This is a genomic window from Winogradskyella aurantia (genome assembly GCF_002266855.1).
In the GTDB taxonomy this organism is placed as follows: domain Bacteria; phylum Bacteroidota; class Bacteroidia; order Flavobacteriales; family Flavobacteriaceae; genus Winogradskyella; species Winogradskyella aurantia.
Genome location: NZ_NGJN01000001.1, coordinates 14,401 through 34,885 on the forward strand (window position 1 = coordinate 14,401; position 20,485 = coordinate 34,885).

The 20,485-nt window shown below is 38.7% G+C and carries 21 protein-coding genes; 7 read left to right on the forward strand and 14 right to left on the reverse strand.

What is annotated here, in order from left to right; translation table 11 throughout:
• Positions 1–26: 26 nt before the first annotated feature.
• The 4 genes from trxA to CA834_RS00095 all read right to left on the reverse strand — a co-directional run bounded on the left by trxA (position 27) and on the right by CA834_RS00095 (position 6,486).
• Positions 27–380, reverse strand: a complete 354-nt coding sequence (trxA, locus tag CA834_RS00080; protein WP_262508265.1) for a thioredoxin — start codon at positions 378–380, stop codon at positions 27–29.
• Positions 381–475: 95 nt separating this feature from the next.
• Positions 476–4,861: a DNA polymerase III subunit alpha gene (gene dnaE, locus CA834_RS00085; RefSeq protein ID WP_094966627.1), complete on the reverse strand. Its 4,386-nt coding sequence runs from the start codon at positions 4,859–4,861 to the stop codon at positions 476–478.
• A gap of 286 nt (positions 4,862–5,147) precedes the next feature.
• Positions 5,148–5,597, reverse strand: a complete 450-nt coding sequence (locus CA834_RS00090; RefSeq protein WP_094967218.1) for a ferritin-like domain-containing protein — start codon at positions 5,595–5,597, stop codon at positions 5,148–5,150.
• A gap of 199 nt (positions 5,598–5,796) precedes the next feature.
• Positions 5,797–6,486, reverse strand: a complete 690-nt coding sequence (locus tag CA834_RS00095; protein WP_094966628.1) for a DUF6252 family protein — start codon at positions 6,484–6,486, stop codon at positions 5,797–5,799.
• A 168-nt stretch (positions 6,487–6,654) separates the two neighbouring features.
• Between CA834_RS00095 and CA834_RS00100 the strand changes: the two genes are divergently transcribed.
• The 6 genes from CA834_RS00100 (at position 6,655) to CA834_RS00125 (ending at position 11,452) form a co-directional block, all read left to right on the forward strand.
• Complete coding sequence (locus CA834_RS00100; RefSeq protein WP_094966629.1) at positions 6,655–7,173, forward strand: 30S ribosomal protein S16; 519 nt, start codon at positions 6,655–6,657, stop codon at positions 7,171–7,173.
• A gap of 65 nt (positions 7,174–7,238) precedes the next feature.
• Positions 7,239–7,772, forward strand: a complete 534-nt coding sequence (gene rimM, locus CA834_RS00105; protein ID WP_094966630.1) for a ribosome maturation factor RimM — start codon at positions 7,239–7,241, stop codon at positions 7,770–7,772.
• 28 nt (positions 7,773–7,800) lie between these two features.
• Entirely contained in the window at positions 7,801–8,511 is a 711-nt protein-coding gene (locus CA834_RS00110; RefSeq protein ID WP_094966631.1) for a tRNA1(Val) (adenine(37)-N6)-methyltransferase, read from the forward strand.
• 64 nt (positions 8,512–8,575) lie between these two features.
• Positions 8,576–9,754 carry an acyl-CoA dehydrogenase family protein gene (locus CA834_RS00115; protein WP_094966632.1) on the forward strand — a complete coding sequence of 393 codons (1,179 nt, stop codon included), beginning with the start codon at positions 8,576–8,578 and terminating at the stop codon, positions 9,752–9,754.
• A 75-nt stretch (positions 9,755–9,829) separates the two neighbouring features.
• On the forward strand, positions 9,830–10,528 hold the full coding sequence (locus tag CA834_RS00120; protein ID WP_094966633.1) for an SGNH/GDSL hydrolase family protein: 699 nt from the start codon (positions 9,830–9,832) through the stop codon (positions 10,526–10,528).
• A gap of 21 nt (positions 10,529–10,549) precedes the next feature.
• A complete protein-coding gene (locus CA834_RS00125; RefSeq protein WP_094966634.1) occupies positions 10,550–11,452 on the forward strand; it encodes a metallophosphoesterase family protein in 903 nt (300 codons plus the stop codon).
• On the opposite strand, the gene CA834_RS00130 is transcribed toward CA834_RS00125, so the two are convergent.
• From CA834_RS00130 to trmB, 7 genes are all read right to left on the reverse strand, one after another.
• The gene (locus CA834_RS00130; protein WP_094966635.1) at positions 11,453–11,788 is read right to left on the reverse strand and encodes a 2Fe-2S iron-sulfur cluster-binding protein; all 336 of its coding nucleotides are present in this window, start codon (positions 11,786–11,788) and stop codon (positions 11,453–11,455) included.
• Positions 11,788–12,843 (reverse strand): NAD(P)/FAD-dependent oxidoreductase, encoded by a 1,056-nt coding sequence (locus CA834_RS00135; protein WP_094966636.1) that lies wholly within the window; start codon positions 12,841–12,843, stop codon positions 11,788–11,790. The genes CA834_RS00130 and CA834_RS00135 overlap by 1 nt, the downstream gene beginning before the upstream one ends.
• A 66-nt stretch (positions 12,844–12,909) precedes the next feature.
• A complete protein-coding gene (locus tag CA834_RS00140; protein WP_094966637.1) occupies positions 12,910–13,149 on the reverse strand; it encodes a NifU family protein in 240 nt (79 codons plus the stop codon).
• A 1-nt stretch (position 13,150) separates the two neighbouring features.
• On the reverse strand, positions 13,151–14,290 hold the full coding sequence (locus tag CA834_RS00145) for an Mrp/NBP35 family ATP-binding protein (RefSeq protein WP_094966638.1): 1,140 nt from the start codon (positions 14,288–14,290) through the stop codon (positions 13,151–13,153).
• Between the two features lie 126 nt (positions 14,291–14,416).
• A complete protein-coding gene (locus tag CA834_RS00150) occupies positions 14,417–14,746 on the reverse strand; it encodes an MGMT family protein (RefSeq protein WP_094966639.1) in 330 nt (109 codons plus the stop codon).
• On the reverse strand, positions 14,746–15,375 hold the full coding sequence (locus tag CA834_RS00155) for a lysine transporter LysE (protein WP_094966640.1): 630 nt from the start codon (positions 15,373–15,375) through the stop codon (positions 14,746–14,748). The genes CA834_RS00150 and CA834_RS00155 overlap by 1 nt, the downstream gene beginning before the upstream one ends.
• Before the next feature lie 3 nt (positions 15,376–15,378).
• On the reverse strand, positions 15,379–16,053 hold the full coding sequence (trmB, locus tag CA834_RS00160; RefSeq protein ID WP_094966641.1) for a tRNA (guanosine(46)-N7)-methyltransferase TrmB: 675 nt from the start codon (positions 16,051–16,053) through the stop codon (positions 15,379–15,381).
• A 262-nt stretch (positions 16,054–16,315) separates the two neighbouring features.
• On the opposite strand from trmB, the gene CA834_RS00165 reads away from it, so the two are divergent.
• A complete protein-coding gene (locus tag CA834_RS00165; protein ID WP_240507377.1) occupies positions 16,316–17,236 on the forward strand; it encodes a glycosyltransferase in 921 nt (306 codons plus the stop codon).
• Here the strand turns inward: CA834_RS00165 and CA834_RS00170 are convergent.
• The 3 genes from CA834_RS00170 to CA834_RS00180 all read right to left on the reverse strand — a co-directional run bounded on the left by CA834_RS00170 (position 17,174) and on the right by CA834_RS00180 (position 20,483).
• Positions 17,174–18,232 (reverse strand): sensor histidine kinase, encoded by a 1,059-nt coding sequence (locus CA834_RS00170; protein ID WP_094966643.1) that lies wholly within the window; start codon positions 18,230–18,232, stop codon positions 17,174–17,176. The genes CA834_RS00165 and CA834_RS00170 overlap by 63 nt on opposite strands.
• On the reverse strand, positions 18,232–18,918 hold the full coding sequence (locus CA834_RS00175) for a response regulator transcription factor (RefSeq protein WP_094966644.1): 687 nt from the start codon (positions 18,916–18,918) through the stop codon (positions 18,232–18,234). Before CA834_RS00175 ends, CA834_RS00170 begins: the two co-directional genes overlap by 1 nt.
• Before the next feature lie 110 nt (positions 18,919–19,028).
• Positions 19,029–20,483 carry an SLC13 family permease gene (locus tag CA834_RS00180; RefSeq protein ID WP_094966645.1) on the reverse strand — a complete coding sequence of 485 codons (1,455 nt, stop codon included), beginning with the start codon at positions 20,481–20,483 and terminating at the stop codon, positions 19,029–19,031.
• Positions 20,484–20,485: the final 2 nt, after the last annotated feature.

A 20,485-nucleotide genomic window follows, 5' to 3' on the forward strand; every position in this document is an offset into this window, starting at 1 on the left:
TTTATCATTTCTTTTAGAGCCTTGTATTACAATAAAGCGTCTAATGCTTCTGAATACGCGTTCTTAGGGGCTACACCCACTTGACGGCCTACAACTTCACCGTTCTGAAATACCAAAACCGTAGGAATGTTTCTTACACCATACTTGGCTGCAAATTCCTGGTTAGCATCTACGTCTACCTTCCCAACAATGGCCTTACCATCGTATTCGCTGCTAATTTCATCTATGATAGGACCAACCATGCGACAAGGACCACACCAAGCTGCCCAAAAATCTACCATAACTGGCTTATCACTTTTCAATACTGTTTCTTCAAACGTTGCATCTGTTATTTCTAATGCCATAATATTAATCTTTAATTGTGTTCTGTTTTCTTTAATTATGCAATATTAGTCAAAAAAAGTGCCAAACCTTACATTTGTCATATTCGATTTGACTATAAGTCCATTGCTTAGAATTATTACACTAATCCGTTTCAATTCAACTTATAACGCACGTCATATCCTTCCAGTTCTGCCAATAGTTCCTGTGATATCTTAACCTTCTGCTTACGACTCGGCATGGTTAACTTTAGCTTTTCCTTGTTGTCATAAATAACGAAATTTAAGGCATGCTTTCCTTCATGTAACCTAAATAAGTCGTGAAGATGGTCAATCGTTTCCTTTTCCAAGTTTTCTATATTTAATTGTACAGAAAGTTTTTTGGCATAGGTATCCATAACATCGTGCAGCAATTGAAAATTATTGAACTGAATTCTTGGGTCGCCTTTCTTACCGGTTTCGCGATTGGTCCAGCCTTCCCTAACAAAAGCCCGTACATAGACAAAGGAATTTTGCACTAGAAAATGCCTAAACTTTAAGTAATCTTCGCCAAAAATTCGAAACTCAAAACTATCTGAATAGTCTTCAACCGTAAAGGCCGCCCAACCTTTGCCTTGTTTACTGATGCGATGTTGCACGTCGGTAACCACACCTCCAAAAGTAAGTTCACGGTTCACATAGCTTTCTAAATCATTGAATAGGTTTAGTGTGGCATTACAAAAGGTTTGCATTTCTATTTTGAAGTCGTCCAAGGGATGTCCTGAAATATAAATCCCTACCACTTCCTTTTCGCGCGCCAACTTTTCCATGGTGCCCCATTCCTCACAGGGCGGTACCTGAGGTTCGGAGATTTGAACTTCACTAGCGTCACCAAATAAGCTAACCTGGGCAGAATTTTCATTCTCCTGATGTTTGGCCCCATACTTAATGGCCTTTTCCAAAAAGGTAATACCATCGCCATCATGAGCAAAATACTGCGCGCGATGGGTATTTGTAAAACAATCAAAACCCCCGGCATTGGCAAGTCCTTCAAAAGATTTTTTATTCGCGGCCCGCAAATCAATACGTTTGGCCAGATCGAAAATAGATTTGTAGTTGCCGTCTTTTTTACGACTTTCTACAATGGTCTTAACAGCGCCATGACCAACACCCTTTACAGCACCCATACCAAAACGAACCGCATTGTCCTTGTTTACCGAAAATTTGTAATAACTCTCGTTGACACTCGGTCCAAGCACAGGCAAACGCATACGTTTGCATTCTTCCATAAAAAAGGTAACCGATTTAATATCGTTCATATTATTGGACAGTACCGCTGCCATATACTCGGCAGGATAGTGTGCTTTTAAATATGCCGTTTGATAGGCAATCCACGCATAACAGGTAGAGTGGGACTTATTAAAGGCATAACTTGCAAAAGCCTCCCAGTCCTTCCAGATTTTTTCCAGCTTTTCCTTGTCCATACCCTTCGCCGCAGCTTGCTCAATAAACTTCGGTTTCATTTTATCAAGTACGGCTTTCTGCTTTTTACCCATGGCCTTTCGCAAGACATCGGCTTCACCCTTGGTAAAATCCGCTAATTTTTGGGACAGTAACATCACCTGCTCTTGATAGACGGTAATCCCATAGGTTTCCTTAAGGTACTCTTCCATTTCAGGTAAGTCGTAAACAATTTCTTCCTTACCGTGTTTGCGATTTATGAAACTAGGGATGTATTCCATAGGCCCGGGACGATAGAGCGCATTCATTGCTATTAAATCATCAAAAACGGTTGGTTTTAGATGCTTCATATGCTTCTGCATACCCGGAGATTCGTATTGAAATATCCCTACTGTCTCACCGCGTTGAAATAATTCATAGGTTTTTTCGTCATCTAGGGGAAACTCATCTGGATTGAGGACCACACCATGCTTGGCCTTTACAATCTTAACGGTATCCTTAATAAGCGTTAAGGTTTTCAGGCCCAAAAAATCCATCTTCAACAACCCTGCACTTTCAACAACGGAATTGTCAAACTGCGTAACATATAGGTCAGAATCCTTTGCTGTGGCAACAGGAACGTAATTTGTAATATCTCCCGGTGTTATGATTACCCCACAGGCATGAATCCCTGTATTTCTAACGGAACCCTCGAGAACTCGGGCCTGATTTACGGTATCGGCCTGTAAATCTTCACCATCTGAAATATTTAGCAACTGATTGACCTTTTCTAAATCTTCCTGTCTGAATTTTTTAGATAATTCCTTTTCATCAAGTCCGAAAATCTTACCTAACTTAGACATTGTGGGAATTAATTTGGCAATATGATCGGCCTCATTAAGTGGTAAATCCAGTACGCGCGCGGTATCCCTAATAGAAGATTTGGCAGCCATGGTACCGTAGGTGATAATTTGTGCAACTTGGTTGGCACCATACTTTTCAATGACATATTGCATCACCCGGCCACGACCTTCATCATCAAAATCAATATCGATGTCGGGCATGCTCACACGATCCGGATTTAGAAAACGCTCAAAAAGCAAATCGTACTTAATAGGGTCTATATTGGTTATCCACAAGCAATACGCCACCACGGAACCTGCAGCAGACCCTCGACCGGGTCCAACGGATACATCCATTTTTCGCGCTTCGCGAATGAAGTCCTCAACAATCAAGAAATATCCTGGATAGCCCGTATTCTCAATGACACTTAACTCAAAATCGAGACGTTCCTTAATTTCTGGTGTTATTTCACCATAACGTTTTTTTGCACCTTCATAGGTGAGGTGTTTTAGATAGGCATTTTCACCGCGCTTACCACCGTCCTTTTCATCGTCTTTATGTTTAAATTCCTCAGGGATATCAAACTTGGGCAGCAATACATCTCTAGCCAATTCATAAGCCTCAATTTTATCCACAACCTCTTGGATATTAATAATAGCCTCTGGGATATCCCTAAACAAGGCTTTCATTTCTTCAGAAGATTTAAAATAATATTCCTGATTAGGTAAGCCGTATCGATATCCACGACCACGGCCTATGGGTGTGGCTTGCTTTTCACCGTCCTTTACACACAATAAGATGTCGTGGGCATTGGCGTTTTCTTGGTTTACGTAATAGGTATTGTTGGTCGCTACCAGTTTAATATGATGCTTTTTTGCAAATTGGATCAATACTTGGTTTACCCGATTTTCGTCTTCTTGGTTATGACGCATCAGCTCTATATAGAGATCATCACCAAAGGCCTGTTTCCACCACAGTAAGGCTTCCTCTGCTTGATTTTCTCCGACATTCAAGACCTTGCTGGGGACTTCCCCGTATAAATTTCCCGTGAGACAAATGAGACTTTCTTTATACTGTTCTATTAGCTTTTTATCTATTCTAGGCACATAATAAAACCCATCGGTAAAGGCAGCAGACGATAGCTTAGCTAGATTGTGGTATCCTTTTTTGTCTTTGGCCAGAAGAACTATTTGATAACCGTTATCCTTTCTGGTTTTATCTGCATGGTTCTCGCAAACAAAAAACTCACAACCTATGATTGGCTTTATAAGATTACCGCTCTTTTCCTCACCATTTTCAGCGGCCTCTTTATTTTGGGCCTTAACGGTTTTATTGTGATTGGAAACGGCCTGTACAAAATGGAATGCGCCCATCATATTTCCATGATCCGTTAGGGCTACCGCTGGCATTTTGTCGTTAGCTGCGGCCTTTACTAAGTCATTGATACTTATAGTAGACTGAAGAATCGAAAACTGTGAATGATTATGAAGGTGGACAAAATCAACATCTGCAAGTTTTCTGGCTTCCTCGTTGCTGATTTTATTTGAACTTGATGCTGCTTGTTCCTGCTGAAGTCGTTGGTTTATCTTAGCGCTTTCAAGCTTTAGGTTAACATGTTTAAGACCTATTAATTGAATAGTCTTGGGATTGGCCTTAGAAAATGACTCAAAATAATCTGGTTCTACATCTAGTTCTTCCTTAGTATACTCCCGTCGCCTAACAAGTTCTAGGAAGCAACGTGTAGTAGCTTCAACATCTGCCGTGGCATTATGGGCTTCAGCAAAAGGTTCATTGAATAAAAACTCATGCAGTTCTGTTAGTGTGGGTAGTTTAAATTTGCCACCTCTACCTCCCGGCAACTGACACAAGACAGCTGTATGTTCCGTACACGTATCTAAAACTGGCAACTCCTGTAAGTTATTGGCTATATTTTCCCTTACAAATTCAGCGCCCATAATATTAAGATCAAAACTCAAATTTTGACCTACCACAAACTTAGCCCTTTGTAACACGTCATTGAACTTACTCAAGACCTCTAATAAAGGCACCCCTTGTTCTTGGGCTAATTCGGTAGAGATTCCGTGAATCTTTTCGGCATCATAGGGGATATTGAAACCATTTGGTTGAATTAAATAATCCTGATGGTCGATACAGTTGCCCATCTCGTCGTGCAACTGCCATGCTATTTGAATAGCCCTTGGCCAGTTATCCGTATCTGTGATTGGCGCATCCCAACGTTTGGGTAATCCTGTGGTTTCGGTATCGAATATTAAGTACATAAAATGAGCCGTTTAAATTCTTACTTCCTATTTGTCACCCTGAACTCGTTTCAGGGTCTCTGTCTTAAAGATGGAAAAGAGATGCTGAAATCGAAGATTCATGAATACCGAATTATTTCATTAGATATTTAAGGAATAATCAAGTTCAACATGACAAAAGAAAATAGCTTATAAAATTACGTAGAAATTGTACTTTTTTAAAGTGAAGTTATAAACAGTTTTGAACAATTTGAATAAAAAAAACCACGCTTTTGCGTGGTCTTTCAAACTTAAGTTTTATGTAGGATTACGACACTACTTCTTCATAGATTTTCACTGAATTAATGGCTGCCTCGATAGCGTTACGCTGTTCTCTCAACATCTCAATTAATCTTGACGGGAAGTTATTGTTACTCAACAGTTCATTGTACTCCTCTAAACTTGCTTTTTCGCCTCTCAAGGCTTCATTTAGAATGGTTTCCTCACTGTTGGTTGAAAAGGTTGACTTTAAGGTCATCCAATTTCTATGCAAAGTTCCCTTGATGCTTCCGGAATCTTCTGGCAACTCACCATAAGTTAAAATTTCCGTTCTCAACTGACGTGCAAATCTTGAACGCTCTTCCGCCCTTTTCTTGAAGAATTTTTTCACATTGGCATTATCCACCTCTTTCATGGCGTTAATGTACCCTTTTTCAGCGTCGTAATTCTTGATTAGTAATTCGTTTAACTTGTCTGAAATAATTTTTTCGTACTTCATAATATCATTTATCATTTTAAAATATTTCAATATGTTTTTTTAAGATGCGTATTGTTTCACATCTGATATACTTAATATAACCTATAGTTGGGTTGATAACAAGTTTATTAACACTTAATTCCTTGATTTAACGGTTTTTAACAAAAAAAGCACTGCCTTAGAGCAATGCTTTATTGTTATATACGGTTGTTACACCTTTTTACAGGCAATCACCCAAATCATCTAAAGTAGTTTGTAGATTACCGGAAGAATCGCCACAGGCATCAATAGCGTCAAGAAGAGCATCCCTGTAAGCATTGCACACCTCAATATAATCTGTATCGCCTGCGGTTGTATTATTAAAAATCTGTTCTGCGCTGTTTAAAGCTTGTGAGGCTTGTTGGCAACTATTAGTATCGCCTAATGAAACTAATCCGCCAGTTAATGGTACACGGTAAAAAACACCGTCGATAAAATTGACCGAGCGTAAACCATCTGCTGAAAATGCTGTAAAATTGAACTCCCCTGATATGCGCTGCGGACTTGAACTATTATCAATGTTCTGCACCGAAATAGTCCCTTCTACTGGATATAGGGTAACACTTGGATCAGGACTATTTGCCGTGGAAAAGATGGTCCCATCAACACCTTTAAAAATAGCTTCAGCTGCACTTTCACTAGATAGGTCGAAAGTGCCTACACCATCTGTTGGTGTAACGAGCTGTAAAACCTCAAGGCCTCTACCTCCCTCGAATAAAAAGCCGCCAAAATCTACATCGGCTGCATAATAATCCGCTCTCCAGGCTGTTCCTTCAAAATTTCCTTGAATGGCTGGCGTGTTAAATTCTACATTGTCTCCGCAAGCGACGGCAGCCATGACTACTAGAAACAAAACAACAAATTTCTTCATAAACTAAAATTAATTAACCTCTGGTAAACATAAGTTCTGGGCACATCAAAAATATAATATTTTTTTTTATGACCTAATCTTATAAAGTTGAATTGATTATTGGAAATAATATTCTATCTTTGCGCCCTCATTAATAACCGAGGTCGAGAACCTCACTAATTAATTATTATGCCTGTAAAAATTAGATTACAAAGACACGGTAAAAAAGGAAAGCCTTATTACTGGATCGTAGCAGCGGATTCTCGCTCAAAAAGAGATGGTAAATACCTTGAAAAATTAGGTGCTTACAACCCAAACACTAACCCAGCAACTATAGATTTAAACGTTGATAGTGCTGTACAGTGGCTGCAAAATGGTGCACAACCAACAGATACTGCAAGAGCAATTTTATCTTACAAAGGTGCTATGCTAAAGAATCATTTAGCTGGTGGTGTTGCCAAAGGTGCTTTAACCGAAGAGCAAGCAGAAGCAAAATTCAAAGCTTGGTTAGACGAAAAGACATCAAAAATTGAAGCAAAAGCTGAAGGTTTATCTAAAGCAGAAGCAGAGGCTAAGGCCAAGGCTTTAGAAGCAGAAAAAGCCGTAAATGAAGCTCGTATTGCAGCCGCCGCTCCTGTGGTAGAAGAAGTGGTAGCTGAAGAAAGTGCTGAGACCGAAGAAACGACTGCAGCAAACGAAGAAGAATAAAAAATTTATTTTTATACTTTTAACCCTGACCTTGCCGTCAGGGTTTTTTGTTTTAACGCTTAAGGATGAAAAAAGAAAACTGTTTTTATTTGGGTAAAATTGTTAAGAAGTACAGTTTTAAAGGAGAGCTACTGGCTAAACTTGATACTGACGAGCCTGAATTGTATGAGCATCTAGATGCTATTTTTATAGACTTAAGGGGCAATCTCATTCCCTTTTTAATTGAATCATCACAGCTCCATAAATCGGATTTACTGCGATTAAAGCTTGAAGATGTAGACAATGAAAGTGACGCTGATGCTTTACTCAAATCAGACTTATATCTTCCACTTGAACTGCTGCCTCAATTAAACGGCAACAAATTTTATTTTCACGAAGTAATCGGGTTTAAAATAAAGGATGAAAAATTTGGTGAGGTAGGTACCATAACTGGAATTAACGATTCTACGGCTCAAGCATTATTTGAGGTGGACAGGAACGGTGTTGAAATCTTGATTCCTATGAATGATGAGTTCATTGTAAAGGTTGATAGAGCACAAAAAACGATTATGGTAAATACACCTGATGGTTTAATTGAACTTTATATAAGCTCATCCTAAATCCTTACCGCGGAAGTACTTCTACGTTATGAAACCCTTTAAATTCAAAGAATTCAAAGTCAACCAAGATCGTTGCGCCATGAAAATTGGAACCGACAGTGTTTTGCTTGGTGCTTGGACTTCTGTTAAACATCAGCCATTTTCTGTTTTAGATATAGGTGCAGGTACGGGTATTTTAAGTTTAATGCTTGCTCAACGTAGCAATGCCGAAACCATTGAGGCTATAGAAATTGATGATGATGCTTTTGAGCAGTGTACAGAGAATTTTGAAAACTCCCCATGGAACGACCGTTTGTTCTGTTTTCATGCCTCATTATTGGAATATATAGAAGCTGTTGATGAAAAATTTGACTTAATCATCTGTAATCCCCCTTTTTATTCAGAGGATTATAAAACTAATGATACGTCGAGAAATTTAGCGCGCTTTTCAGATGCTATGCCTTTAGAGCACATCATTTTTGCAGTCGCCCATTTTCTATCTGATAATGGTAGGTTCTCAATTGTTATTCCAAATAAATTGGAAGAACGTTTTATTGAGGAAGCCCAACTTATTGACCTTTATCCAAATCGCATACTTCAGGTCAGAGGCAACCCTAGCTCAGAAATTAAGCGAAGCTTGATAGAATTTTCGTTTCAAAACAATATTCCAAAAACTTCAGAATTGGTTATTGAAACAGAACGGCATAAATATACTGACGATTACATAAGTCTTACCAAGGATTTTTATCTGAAATTATAATTCATGTATTGGGCAATGCAAACGTTTTCGTTACTTTTGCTTTTGAAAAATTTAATGACTACGTATGAAGCCAGATTTATTTGAAGCGCCTGATTATTATAATATAGACGACCTGCTTTCAGAAGAACATAAACTTGTTAGGGATGCTGCTAGAGAATGGGTTAAACGCGATGTTTCCCCAATAATTGAAGAATATGCGCAACGTGCAGAATTTCCAAAGCAAATTATAAAAGGTCTTGCTGATATAGGCGCCTTCGGGCCGTACATCCCAGAAGAGTACGGTGGAGCTGGTCTGGATCAAATTTCCTATGGCTTAATCATGCAAGAAATTGAACGAGGGGATTCTGGTGTAAGAAGTACAGCATCTGTACAATCATCTTTAGTCATGTATCCCATTTGGAAATATGGCAACGAGGCACAACGCCAAAAATATTTACCGAAATTAGCCTCTGGCGAATGGATGGGCTCTTTTGGACTTACGGAACCTGACCACGGAAGTAATCCGGGAGGAATGACCACCCATTTTAAGGATATGGGAGACCATTACCTTTTAAACGGGGCCAAACTTTGGATTTCAAACTCCCCCTTTTGTGATGTTGCCGTGGTTTGGGCCAAAAATGAAGAGGGCAGAATTCACGGTCTTGTTGTAGAACGTGACATGGAAGGATTTAGCACTCCAGAAACCCACAACAAATGGTCTTTAAGAGCTTCGGCCACAGGAGAGCTTATTTTTCAAGATGTCAAAGTTCCAAAAGAAAACCTATTACCAAACAAATCTGGTTTGGGCGCACCGCTTGGCTGTTTAGATTCGGCAAGATATGGTATTGCTTGGGGAGCGATTGGTGCCGCCATGGACTGTTATGATACGGCTTTGCGTTATGCTAAAGAACGTATTCAGTTTGGTAAGCCTATTGCAGGATTTCAGTTGCAACAAAAAAAATTGGCAGAAATGATTACCGAAATTACAAAGGCACAACTATTGGCCTTTAGATTAGGTCAATTAAAGAATGAAAATAGAGCTACCTCGGCCCAGATATCTATGGCGAAACGCAATAATGTAGAAATGGCCATAACCATTGCACGAGAAGCACGACAAATTTTAGGAGGAATGGGTATAACGGGTGAGTATAGCATTATGCGCCACATGATGAACTTGGAAAGTGTCATCACCTATGAAGGCACTCATGATATCCACTTATTGATTACTGGCTTGGATATTACAGGCCTCAATGCATTCAAATAGATCAGTTTTTAGGTACTGAACAAATGCTTTCCTTAAGTAGGAAAGCATTTTTTGATTTACACTATCTTTATTGTGATGAGAAAAATCACTTATCTATTACTTATTTGTTTATTAACCATTGGTTGTGAACCGAGTGATAATACTATTGAACCTTTACCGAAGACATTCAATATATTATCATTAGGGGATAGCTATACTGTAGGAGCAGCTGTATGCAATACCTGTAAATTCCCAGAACAACTGAAGGATAGCCTAAAGGGGTCGTTATCTCAAAAGGACAGTATCAACCTGAGTATCATCGCACAAACAGGTTGGACCACCACTAACCTTATTGGTGCCATTGAAAACCAGAACCCTTCTGAAGATTTTGATATGGTCACACTATTGATAGGTGTCAACAATCAATTTCTAAGCAGGCCTTTTACCTTGTATGAAAATGAATTCCCCATATTAACCCAAACCGCTGTGACTAAAGCTCAAGGGGACAGGTCGAGGGTCATTGTACTATCTATACCCGATTACGCTTATACTCCTTTCGGACAAAACAACGGCAACCCAGAAGTCACCTCTCAAGAGATAAATGAGTATAACGCCTTTGCTCAGAATTACTGCTTAGAAGAGAACATTACCTTTTTAAATATTACGGATATCACCCAAGAGGGTTTAAACAACCCTGATTTGGTGGCACCAGATGGCTTGCACCCTTCCGAATTGGCCTATTCCAAATTTATGGAACGCTTGCTTCCTATAGTTGTCCAAAAACTCGAACTATAATCCTATGGCATTACATAAACTATGTTCTCGACACGAAAACGCTTAGACCGGGCATACAAAAATGCCAAACGATTAGATTTCAATGAGGATTCAAAGTTGATTCTCTTCAGTGATTGCCATCGTGGTGACAATAGCTTCGCAGATGATTTTGCGAATAACCGCAATATCTACTTTCATGCCTTAAAGCACTATTACAAGGAAGGTTTTGATTATTTTGAGCTGGGCGATGGTGATGAATTATGGGAAAACTTATCTTTTGAATCTATTTTTTTTTCTCACAAGAATGTTTATATGCTAATGAAGCAATTCCACGATGAAGGGCGACTACATATGTTGTGGGGCAATCATGATATGGTCTATAGAAATGAGAGCTATGTCGACAACCATCTAAACAGCTATTTTGATCCTAAAACAGGAAAAGACGAGGATTTGTTTTGCGATATAAAATATCATGAAGCTATCGTGTTGAGACATTCTCATACCAAGCAAGAATTATTCTTGTGTCATGGCCACCAAGCCGACTGGTGGAATTATACCTTTTGGAAATGGAGCCGTTTTTTGGTTCGCATCCTTTGGAAACCCTTAAATGTTATGGGTATTGCCGACCCTACTAGTCCAGCAAAAAACTACAAGGAACTCATAAAGGTGGAACGTAGAACTAAAAGGTGGATTACTGAGAATAATAATATGCTCACTATCACGGGGCACACGCACAGACCACGTTTTCCCGAACCCGGCGACATTCCTTTCTTTAATGATGGCAGTTGTGTGCACCCAAGGAGTATTACTGGTCTTGAAATTGAAAACGGGGCTATTTCACTTATTAAATGGCAAATAGTTACCACGGAAGATGGCACACTTAAGATCGATAGGTTTTTATTGGAAGGTCCAAGGCCATTAGTAGCATACAGCACAGAACCTTAATTAGCTCTCAGGGGCTATTTCAACCTCTAAACCATCTATTTCAGGAGTAATCGGAATTTGGCAACTTAATCTGCTGTTGTCTTTCACATAAAATGCTTCTGACAACATGGCCTCTTCATCATCTTGCATTTCTGGCAGTTCAGTATCGGTCAAAATATAGCACTGACAAGATGCGCACATGGCCATACCGCCGCAAATACCAATGGTTCCTTCGGGGGCAAGCTCATAAGACCTTATCACTTCCATAAGGTTCATGGCCATGTCCGTCGGAGCATTAACGTTATGCTTGACGCCGTCCCTATCAATTATAGTGATGTTTACATCTAGGTCATCCACTACTCAATGGCTTTTACAACTGCCTTTGGGGCTTCTTTTCTAGTACCATCAAAACCATCCACTCCACTTACTGTAGTGTATTTTAAGACATAGCGCTTGCCTGGATTAATGATTTGATAAGCCGCTTGGCACATCAGAGTGGCTTCATGGAAACCACAAAGGATTAACTTGAGTTTACCTGGGTATGTATTGACATCACCGATAGCAAAAATCCCTGGAATATTGGTCTGATAATCTAAAGCGTTATTGACCTTAATGGCATTCTTTTCTATTTCTAGACCCCAATTTGCTATAGGCCCGAGTTTAGGGGAAAGTCCAAAAAGCGGAACGAAATGATCTGTTTCCAAAGTCATTGGTGCTTCATCCTTTTTGGTAATTTCTACGCTTTCAAGCTTTCCATTTCCGTTGACAGCTGTAATCTCGGCAGGGGTAATTAAATTTATTTTACCTTCATTCTTAAGCTCTTGGACTTTTTCAACAGAATCTAAGTGGCCTCTAAATTCATTTCTCCTGTGCACCAGAGTAACGCTTTTAGCCACATCAGCCAAGAAGATACTCCAATCTAAGGCAGAGTCTCCACCACCTGCAATAACCACTGCTTTATCGCGGTACATTTCTGGCTCCTTAATCATGTATTCCACACCCTTATCCTCATAATCCACGATATTATCAATTAAAGGTTTTCGGGGCTCAAAACTCCCTAAGCCCCCTGCAATGGCTACTACAGGTGCCTTGTGTTTAGTTCCCTTATTTGTGGTTACAATAAAACTACCATCTTCTAGTTTTTCAACAGTTTCAGCACGTTCGCCTAAAGTAAACCCCGGTTGAAACTGTTTACATTGTTCCAATAACTTATCTGTAAGATCACCAGCTAGTATCTCTGGATAAGCTGGAATATCGTATATAGGTTTTTTAGGATAAATTTCAGAACACTGCCCACCCGGTTGCGGTAGGGCATCTATTAAATGGCATTTTAATTTTAATAATCCAGCTTCAAACACTGCAAAAAGGCCAGTAGGGCCGGCGCCAATAATTATTATATCTGTTGTAATCATTAAATTTTAATTGAAAACAAATCTACTTATGTGTTACTTTAAAAACTGTGACATTTGTCACAGTTCCTATTCAATATTTATAACACGTTCTATTTGTGGAGCGTATTTCTTAATGGTCATTTCAACACCAGACTTAAGGGTCATTTGATTAACGCTACAAGAGGTACATGTCCCTTCGAGTTGTACCTTAACCAATTTACCGTCTTCTATAGACAATAGTGATATATCGCCACCATCACTTTGAAGAAATGGGCGAATTTCATCTAAGGCTTTTTCTACATTGAGTCTTAATTCTTCTGAACTCATCTTACTTTTTCTTTACAGCAGAGCATCCTGCCATTGTTGTAATTTTTATGGCCTCCGTTGCAGGTAAAGCCTCATTTCGGTACACCACTTGCTGAACTACCTCTCGGGTAATACTTTCATAGGCCTCCTCAATTGGCGTTGCCGTTTGTAACGCTGCTGGTCGTCCTACGTCTCCAGCTTCCCTTATACTTTGCACTAAAGGCACTTCACCTAAAAGAGGCACGTTTAGGTCTTCGGCAAGGTGCTTTGCACCTTCCTGCCCAAAGATATAATATTTATTATCAGGTAATTCCGCAGGTGTGAAATAGGCCATATTTTCAATAATACCTAAAACAGGAACATTAATATTATCCTGCTGGAACATAGCTACCCCTTTTTTTGCATCTGCCAAGGCAATGTTCTGTGGCGTACTAACCACTACCGCACCTGTTATTGGCAGAGCCTGCATGATACTTAAATGGATATCACCAGTACCTGGCGGTAAATCAATCAAAAGAAAATCCAAATCGCCCCATGCAGCATCAAAAATCATCTGATTTAAGGCTTTAGAAGCCATAGGCCCTCTCCAAATCACTGCTTGGTCTGGCTTTGTAAAAAAGCCTATAGATAGGATTTTAACCCCATAATTCTCTACAGGTTTCATTTTAGACTTCCCATCAACATTCACCGATAATGGTCGCTCATCGGCAACGTCGAACATGATTGGTATGGATGGCCCATATATATCCGCATCCAAAATACCTACTTTAAATCCCATCTTAGCTAAACTCACGGCTAAGTTGGCAGTTACCGTAGATTTTCCAACACCACCTTTACCAGAGGCAACTGCAATAATATTTTGAATACCAGGAATGGGTTTGCCCTTAATTTCATTTTTTGGCTTGGTTGCAGGTGCATCTACCTTAATATTAACCTTAATTTTAGCCTTTTCATAGACCTCTCTATGGATGGTTTGTAATATCTCGACCTCTGTCTTTTTCCGAGCTTGAAGACTTGGGTTTTTTATAGTGATATCTACAATCACCTCATCTGCGAAAGTCATTACATTAGTTACAGCACCACTATCAACCATATTTTCACCTTCTCCAGGGACCGTAATAGCTTTAAGTGCTTCTAATATGTCTTGTTTTTTTAGTTTCACTCTCTTATTTACATTTATTCTAAATACAAAGATAGTGTGAAAAGTTTAGATTATTAGTTAAGAAAATTGAAATGGACAATAGCCGAATTTGTAAAGCAAATAGCTTTTAAATCGTATCGATTTAAACTAAAGCTCTTTCGTCGGATCCCAATAGACCTCGTCTAAATTTAGGATTTGATTATCCTCTACGACAACCCCTTCATTCTCTAAAAGTTGTTGCATTAGATTGGTGCCTTCAAAATGGTGTTTCCCTGTTAATAGACCATTTCTATTAACAACACGATGCGCGGGCACATCTTTTGTGTGTGAAGCGTTCATAGCGTAGCCTACCAATCTTGCACTTTTGGCCGCTCCTAAATATTTAGCAATAGCTCCATAATTAGTAACTCTACCATAAGGTATCTGTCTAACCACGTCATACACGCGTTCAAAAAAACTCAAGGTTTCTGCTTTCATCAGAGCTCGTTCATAATACTAATGAAGGTCATAAGAGCGACTATTCCCGTAATAAAACCTATGATGTAGTTCATGCTTTTTTGGGACGTGAATTTTCGGTCTTTTATCTTATCAAAAAAAAAGATATAAACATATAGCATCACAAATGTCCCCATTGATGCTCCGGTTACATAGGTAATTATGCTTAAACGCTCAAAATTCATCCAGCCAACAGACGCCAAGGTTATGGTCATATAAGCTTGATAAGGAATTGGAAAGACGTTTAAGGCAGATAAAATTATACCATGAAAAAAACGACTTTGTTTACTACGTACATCGGTTTCTATTTTAGTCTCCTTTTGATTTCTGGCAATCACTAAAAAATAAATGGTAATCAGTACAAAAATCACAAAGGCTACACGCTGAAGAATTTCAACTATATCTGGTCTATTAGATAGATATCTGGCAAAAATGGCCGCAATGTAGGTTTGGATAAATACAACCAGGCAAACCCCAGAAGAAAAGGTTATACCTCTACCAGGTCCTTCCTTTAGACTAATTCGAGCCGCTGTCATATTTAATAATCCGGGAGGGATAACACCTATAAGAGCAACAAATAAGCCCAGAAAGAAAACAACGGTAATATTCAAACTCTAATTGATTTTAAATCTAATATACGTAATTGGTTTGTCTTGGTCTAAATACTGCTGCTCATAGAAGGTCTGAATATTTGTAACTTCTTCTGGACTGCCTTCTAATTTATAGACATTATGGTTGGCATAGAGTACTTCATAATTCAATCCATGTAACAGTCCAAGGGTATAACCATGCATAAATTCACTATCCGTTTTAAGGTGCATTATTCCCTCAGGTTTTAAGACTTTCTTGTAGCGATCTAAAAATTCTGAATTGGTCAATCTATGCTTAGTGCGCTTATATTTTATCTGTGGGTCTGGAAAGGTTATCCATATTTCATCGACCTCATTTTTTTCAAAAGCAAACTCAATAAGTTCTATTTGCATCCTTAAGAAGGCAGAATTGGTAATATTTTCTTCGAGAGAGGTTTTGGCGCCTCTCCAAAAACGCGCCCCTTTAATATCAATACCAATAAAATTCTTGTTAGGATAGCGCTTAGACAAGCCAACGGTATATTCGCCTTTTCCACAACCCAATTCCAAAACAAGAGGGTTATCATTTTTAAAATAGGATTCACGCCATTTTCCTTTAAGCCTAAACTCACCGTGCGTGAGCTCTTCCCTAGACGGTTGAAATACATTTTTAAAGGTTTCATTTTCCTTAAACCTTTTGAGCTTGTTCTTACTTCCCACGATAGCGATACATTATTAATACTGCCGTAAAATTAAGGAAACATTTTAGGTTTATATTTGTTTTTGAATCTATCTGTACCTTTAAAACATCGTAACACGTCAAAACACCCAAAAACGCATCTTAGTAGCACCCTTAAATTGGGGGTTAGGACATGCTACGCGCTGTATTCCTATTGTCAATGAACTTTTAAGCCAAGGCTTTGAACCCATACTAGCAAGTGACGGGATTGCACTTGATTTATTAAAAAAGGAATTTCCTCTGTTGAAGGCCATAGAACTACCTTCTTATAATATAACCTACCCTAAAAAGGCTAACCACTTCAAACTGAAATTTCTTAAGGATGCACCGCACATTTTGTCAACCATCAAAAAAGAGAAGGAACTGGTTGCGACTATAACAAGGTCAGAACAACTTGTAGGAATAATATCAGATAATCGATTTGGCGTACGACACCACAGTGTACCTTCTGTGTTTATAACGCATCAATTAAGAGTAATGAGCGGAAGTACGACGTGGCTAAGTTCAAAATTGCATCAACGTATTATTTCAAAATTTGATGAATGTTGGGTTCCAGATATTAAAGGTCAGCCAAATTTAAGTGGCAGACTTGGGCACGTAGATAATTTTAAAATTAAACCGAAATATATAGGGCCACTAAGTCGCTTTGTGAGAAAAGACGTGGCACTGCGCTATGATGTATTAATTCTGCTCTCAGGCCCCGAACCTCAGCGAACTATCCTTGAGGAAAAGCTATTGATTGAATTCGATAAATTCAACGGAACCGTTTGCTTTGTTAGAGGTAAAATTGAATCTGAGGAAGTAATAAATTATAAAGGTCATATCACTATCCATAATTTCTTAAAAAGCGCTGATTTAGAGCGTATCATAAATGCGAGCGCCGTGGTCTTGAGTCGTTCTGGTTATACTACTATTATGGACTTAGCTAAGCTACAAAAGAAAGCCTTTTTTATACCAACACCAGGACAATTTGAACAGGAGTATTTATCTGAGAAACTGATGAGCGCTAACCTCGTTCCAAGTTGTAAACAGGAGCGATTTTCAATTGATCACCTCTCGCTTATTAATGATTTTAAAGGCTTAGGGCATATACGATTTCAATCAGACTTCAGCAGGCTGTTCGACCTTTTCCAAGGTAAAGGAGAACTCACTGCCCACACCTAATTCACTTTCTACATATATCTTTTCTTCATGCGCCTCAATGATATGCTTTACAATAGAAAGGCCTAAGCCGGACCCTCCCTCTTTACGTGACCCACTTTTATCGACTCGGTAAAAACGCTCAAAAAGTCTTGGCAAATCTTTTTCATCAATACCCTCTCCATTATCGGTAACCCTTATAATAGCTTTGTTTTTGATCAAATTTTCAATGCTTACCTCTGTGGTTCCCTTTTCCCTTCCGTATTTTATAGAATTAACGATGAGATTAGTAAGTACCTGTTGTATGCGTTCTTTATCCGCATAGACCATAATAGGCTGATCATAATCCATATCGAATGTTAAGGTAATCTTCTTTTTGGCTGCTTTCATCTCAAACAAATCGAAAACACCTTTTACCAAATCAACGATATCAAAACGTTCTTTATTCAATCTTAAATCTCCAACTTCCAATTTGGTGATCATGTCTAAATCCTTAATAATATAAATTAGACGTTCAACACCCTTAGAAGCACGATTCAAATATTTTTTTCGCAATTTGGGGTCCTCGACGGCACCATCTAGTAGGGTTAAAATATAGCCCTGGACGGTAAACAATGGCGTTTTAAGCTCATGGGAGACATTACCCATAAACTCCTTTCTATATTCCTCCCTTACCTTTAGGGTCTCAATTTCCAGCTTTTTATCACGTGCGTATTTATCGATTTCTCTAGTAAGCGTACCCATATCCGTAGTTATGGGATATTGCCTTATCCGCGTAGATTCCAGTAGCGTTAAGTCATCATATATTTTCTTAACACGTCTGTAAATAAAGCGTTCTACCCTATATTGGACTATGAGAAAGCAAAGGATATAACAAATAATTGGAAAGAAAATTACCTGCCAGTTAAAGGTATGGAAATACCATAAAAAAACACTCACTAAGAGTGTTGTAAACAATGTAACGTATAAAGAAGTGCGTATCGCAAATTTATACGATTTCTTAAGGCCAGTGTTCTGCATTAGTCTACAAACTTGTAACCAACACCTTTGACGGTTTTAAAGGATTTGTCTCCAATTTTCTCACGAAGTTTTCTAATATGCACATCAATGGTTCTTCCACCAACAACCACTTCATTTCCCCATACTTTATCTAGAATTTCTTCACGCTTAAACACTTTTCCAGGCTTGGTTGCTAGCAAAGATAGTAATTCAAACTCTTTTCTTGGTAAGGTTATTTCCTCTCCCTTATTCGTTATCTTATATTCCTCCTTGTAAATAACCAAATTTCCAATTTTAACGATGGCATCAGATGAACTTTCACCATCCTTTAATCGCCTTAGCAAGGCCTTAACCTTACTAATCAGTACTTTTGGTTTAATGGGCTTGGCAATGTAATCGTCAGCACCTGCTTCAAAACCGGCAACTTGAGAATAATCCTCTCCTCTAGCCGTTAAAAAAGCAATGATGGTATCACTTAAATCAGGCTGCTCCCTTATCCGCTCACAAGCTTCAATACCGTCCATTTCCGGCATCATAACATCTAGAATAATTAAATGTGGTTTGTGCTTCTTCGCTTTCTCCACAGCCTCTATTCCGTTTTCTCCTGTAATAACCTGATAACCCTCGGTAGACAAATTGTAACCTACAATCTCCAAAATATCTGGTTCATCATCAACCAAAAGTATTTTAATATCCTTTTTCTTCACGCTTAAGCTAGTTTTATAATAATGTAAATATAAAGTTTAAATCAATGAGTTAATAATTTAGATAAATTGGTAACGATTTTCTAACACTAGGGTTACGTTTAATTCGGTTTTCAAGAATTTAAGGGTGATAAATCCCAAAAAAATGGCAGAAGAAAGTACACAATCAACGTTAATAAGGCTATTGAAGCTATATTGAGCCAAAACCCTTTTTTTACCATATCCTCAATCTTGAGATATCCCGAGCCAAAAACCACCGCATTTGGAGGTGTGGCAACAGGCAACATAAAGGCACATGACGCTGCAACGGTAGCGCCTACCAACAAAAAGTAAGGATGGACATCAATTGCTGTTGCCAACGACACAAGAACAGGCAACAGCATAGCCGTTGTTGCTAAGTTGGACGTGATTTCCGTAAGAAAGTTCACGGATGCAATTAAAATTAAAAGCAATAAGATTAACGGAATAGAATCAAAGGCCGTCATTTGACTTCCAAGCCATTTCGCTAGTCCGCTTGTCTCAAATCCGCTGGCTAATGCCATACCGCCACCAAAAAGAATCAATATGCCCCAAGGTAGCTTTACAGCATCACTCCAGTTTAACAATTTTTGTTTCTTTGAATTATCAGGCAATAAAAACAAAACTATTGCGCTCGAGATTGCAATAATGGTATCATCAATAGCAGGTATAAACTCCTTTAGCAGAAAAGAACGGGTTATCCAAGCAAGAGCTGTTAACACAAAAACCATGGTCACCAATTTTTCCTCAAAAGACATTTTGCCTAGAGCTTTCAATTGCTTATTAATCTCTTCCTTTCCACCTGCAAATTCATTATTGGGAAACTTAAAAGCGATGCGAGTAAGATACAACCAACTCAAAACCAAAAACAAAACACTAATAGGGAAGCCAAAAACAAACCATTGCGAAAATGTAATTTCAATACCATAAGATTCATTGACAACTCCTGCCAAAACCAAATTTGGGGGTGTCCCGATTAAGGTAGCCATACCTCCAATGGAAGCACTATAAGCAATAGAGAGCATAAGGGCTTTACCAAAAACGAGATTCTCATTTTCCTTTGTCCGCGGATCGTCAATTAATTGAAGAACAATAGCTGTACCTACAGGCAATATCATTACGGCAGTTGCCGTGTTGGATATCCACATCGATAAAAAGGCCGTTGCCACCATAAAGCCCAATATGATGTGCGTAATATTGGTTCCTACAATTTTGATGATGCTCAGTGCAATTCGTTTGTGCAGTCTGCATTTTTCAATGGCAATTGCCAATATAAAACCACCAATAAAAAGAAATATATACTTATGCCCGTATGACGCTGTTGTTTCTGACAAACTCAATCCACCTGTTAATGGAAATAATACTATAGGTAAAAATGCAGTGACTGCAATTGGCATGGCTTCGGTAATCCACCAAACAGCGACCCAGACGGTGGAAGCTAAAATGGCATTGGCCGTTTTTGACAATCCTTCTGGGTGAAAAAAGAAAAGAACTATCAAAAATAGTATTGGACCCAAAACCAGCCCTATGGATTGTTTAGTTAACTTCATAA

Coding starts and splice junctions, on each gene's coding strand:
- CA834_RS00090 (WP_094967218.1), bottom strand. CDS start 5,597: ATGAAGTACGAAAAAATTATTTCAGACAAGTTAAACGAATTACTAATC.
- rimM (WP_094966630.1), top strand. CDS start 7,239: ATGAAAAAAGAAAACTGTTTTTATTTGGGTAAAATTGTTAAGAAGTAC.
- CA834_RS00100 (WP_094966629.1), top strand. CDS start 6,655: ATGCCTGTAAAAATTAGATTACAAAGACACGGTAAAAAAGGAAAGCCT.
- CA834_RS00110 (WP_094966631.1), top strand. CDS start 7,801: ATGAAACCCTTTAAATTCAAAGAATTCAAAGTCAACCAAGATCGTTGC.
- CA834_RS00180 (WP_094966645.1), bottom strand. CDS start 20,483: ATGAAGTTAACTAAACAATCCATAGGGCTGGTTTTGGGTCCAATACTA.
- CA834_RS00125 (WP_094966634.1), top strand. CDS start 10,550: ATGTTCTCGACACGAAAACGCTTAGACCGGGCATACAAAAATGCCAAA.
- CA834_RS00115 (WP_094966632.1), top strand. CDS start 8,576: ATGAAGCCAGATTTATTTGAAGCGCCTGATTATTATAATATAGACGAC.
- dnaE (WP_094966627.1), bottom strand. CDS start 4,861: ATGTACTTAATATTCGATACCGAAACCACAGGATTACCCAAACGTTGG.
- CA834_RS00120 (WP_094966633.1), top strand. CDS start 9,830: ATGAGAAAAATCACTTATCTATTACTTATTTGTTTATTAACCATTGGT.
- CA834_RS00150 (WP_094966639.1), bottom strand. CDS start 14,746: ATGAAAGCAGAAACCTTGAGTTTTTTTGAACGCGTGTATGACGTGGTT.
- CA834_RS00135 (WP_094966636.1), bottom strand. CDS start 12,843: ATGATTACAACAGATATAATAATTATTGGCGCCGGCCCTACTGGCCTT.
- CA834_RS00140 (WP_094966637.1), bottom strand. CDS start 13,149: ATGAGTTCAGAAGAATTAAGACTCAATGTAGAAAAAGCCTTAGATGAA.
- CA834_RS00095 (WP_094966628.1), bottom strand. CDS start 6,486: ATGAAGAAATTTGTTGTTTTGTTTCTAGTAGTCATGGCTGCCGTCGCT.
- CA834_RS00170 (WP_094966643.1), bottom strand. CDS start 18,232: ATGCAGAACACTGGCCTTAAGAAATCGTATAAATTTGCGATACGCACT.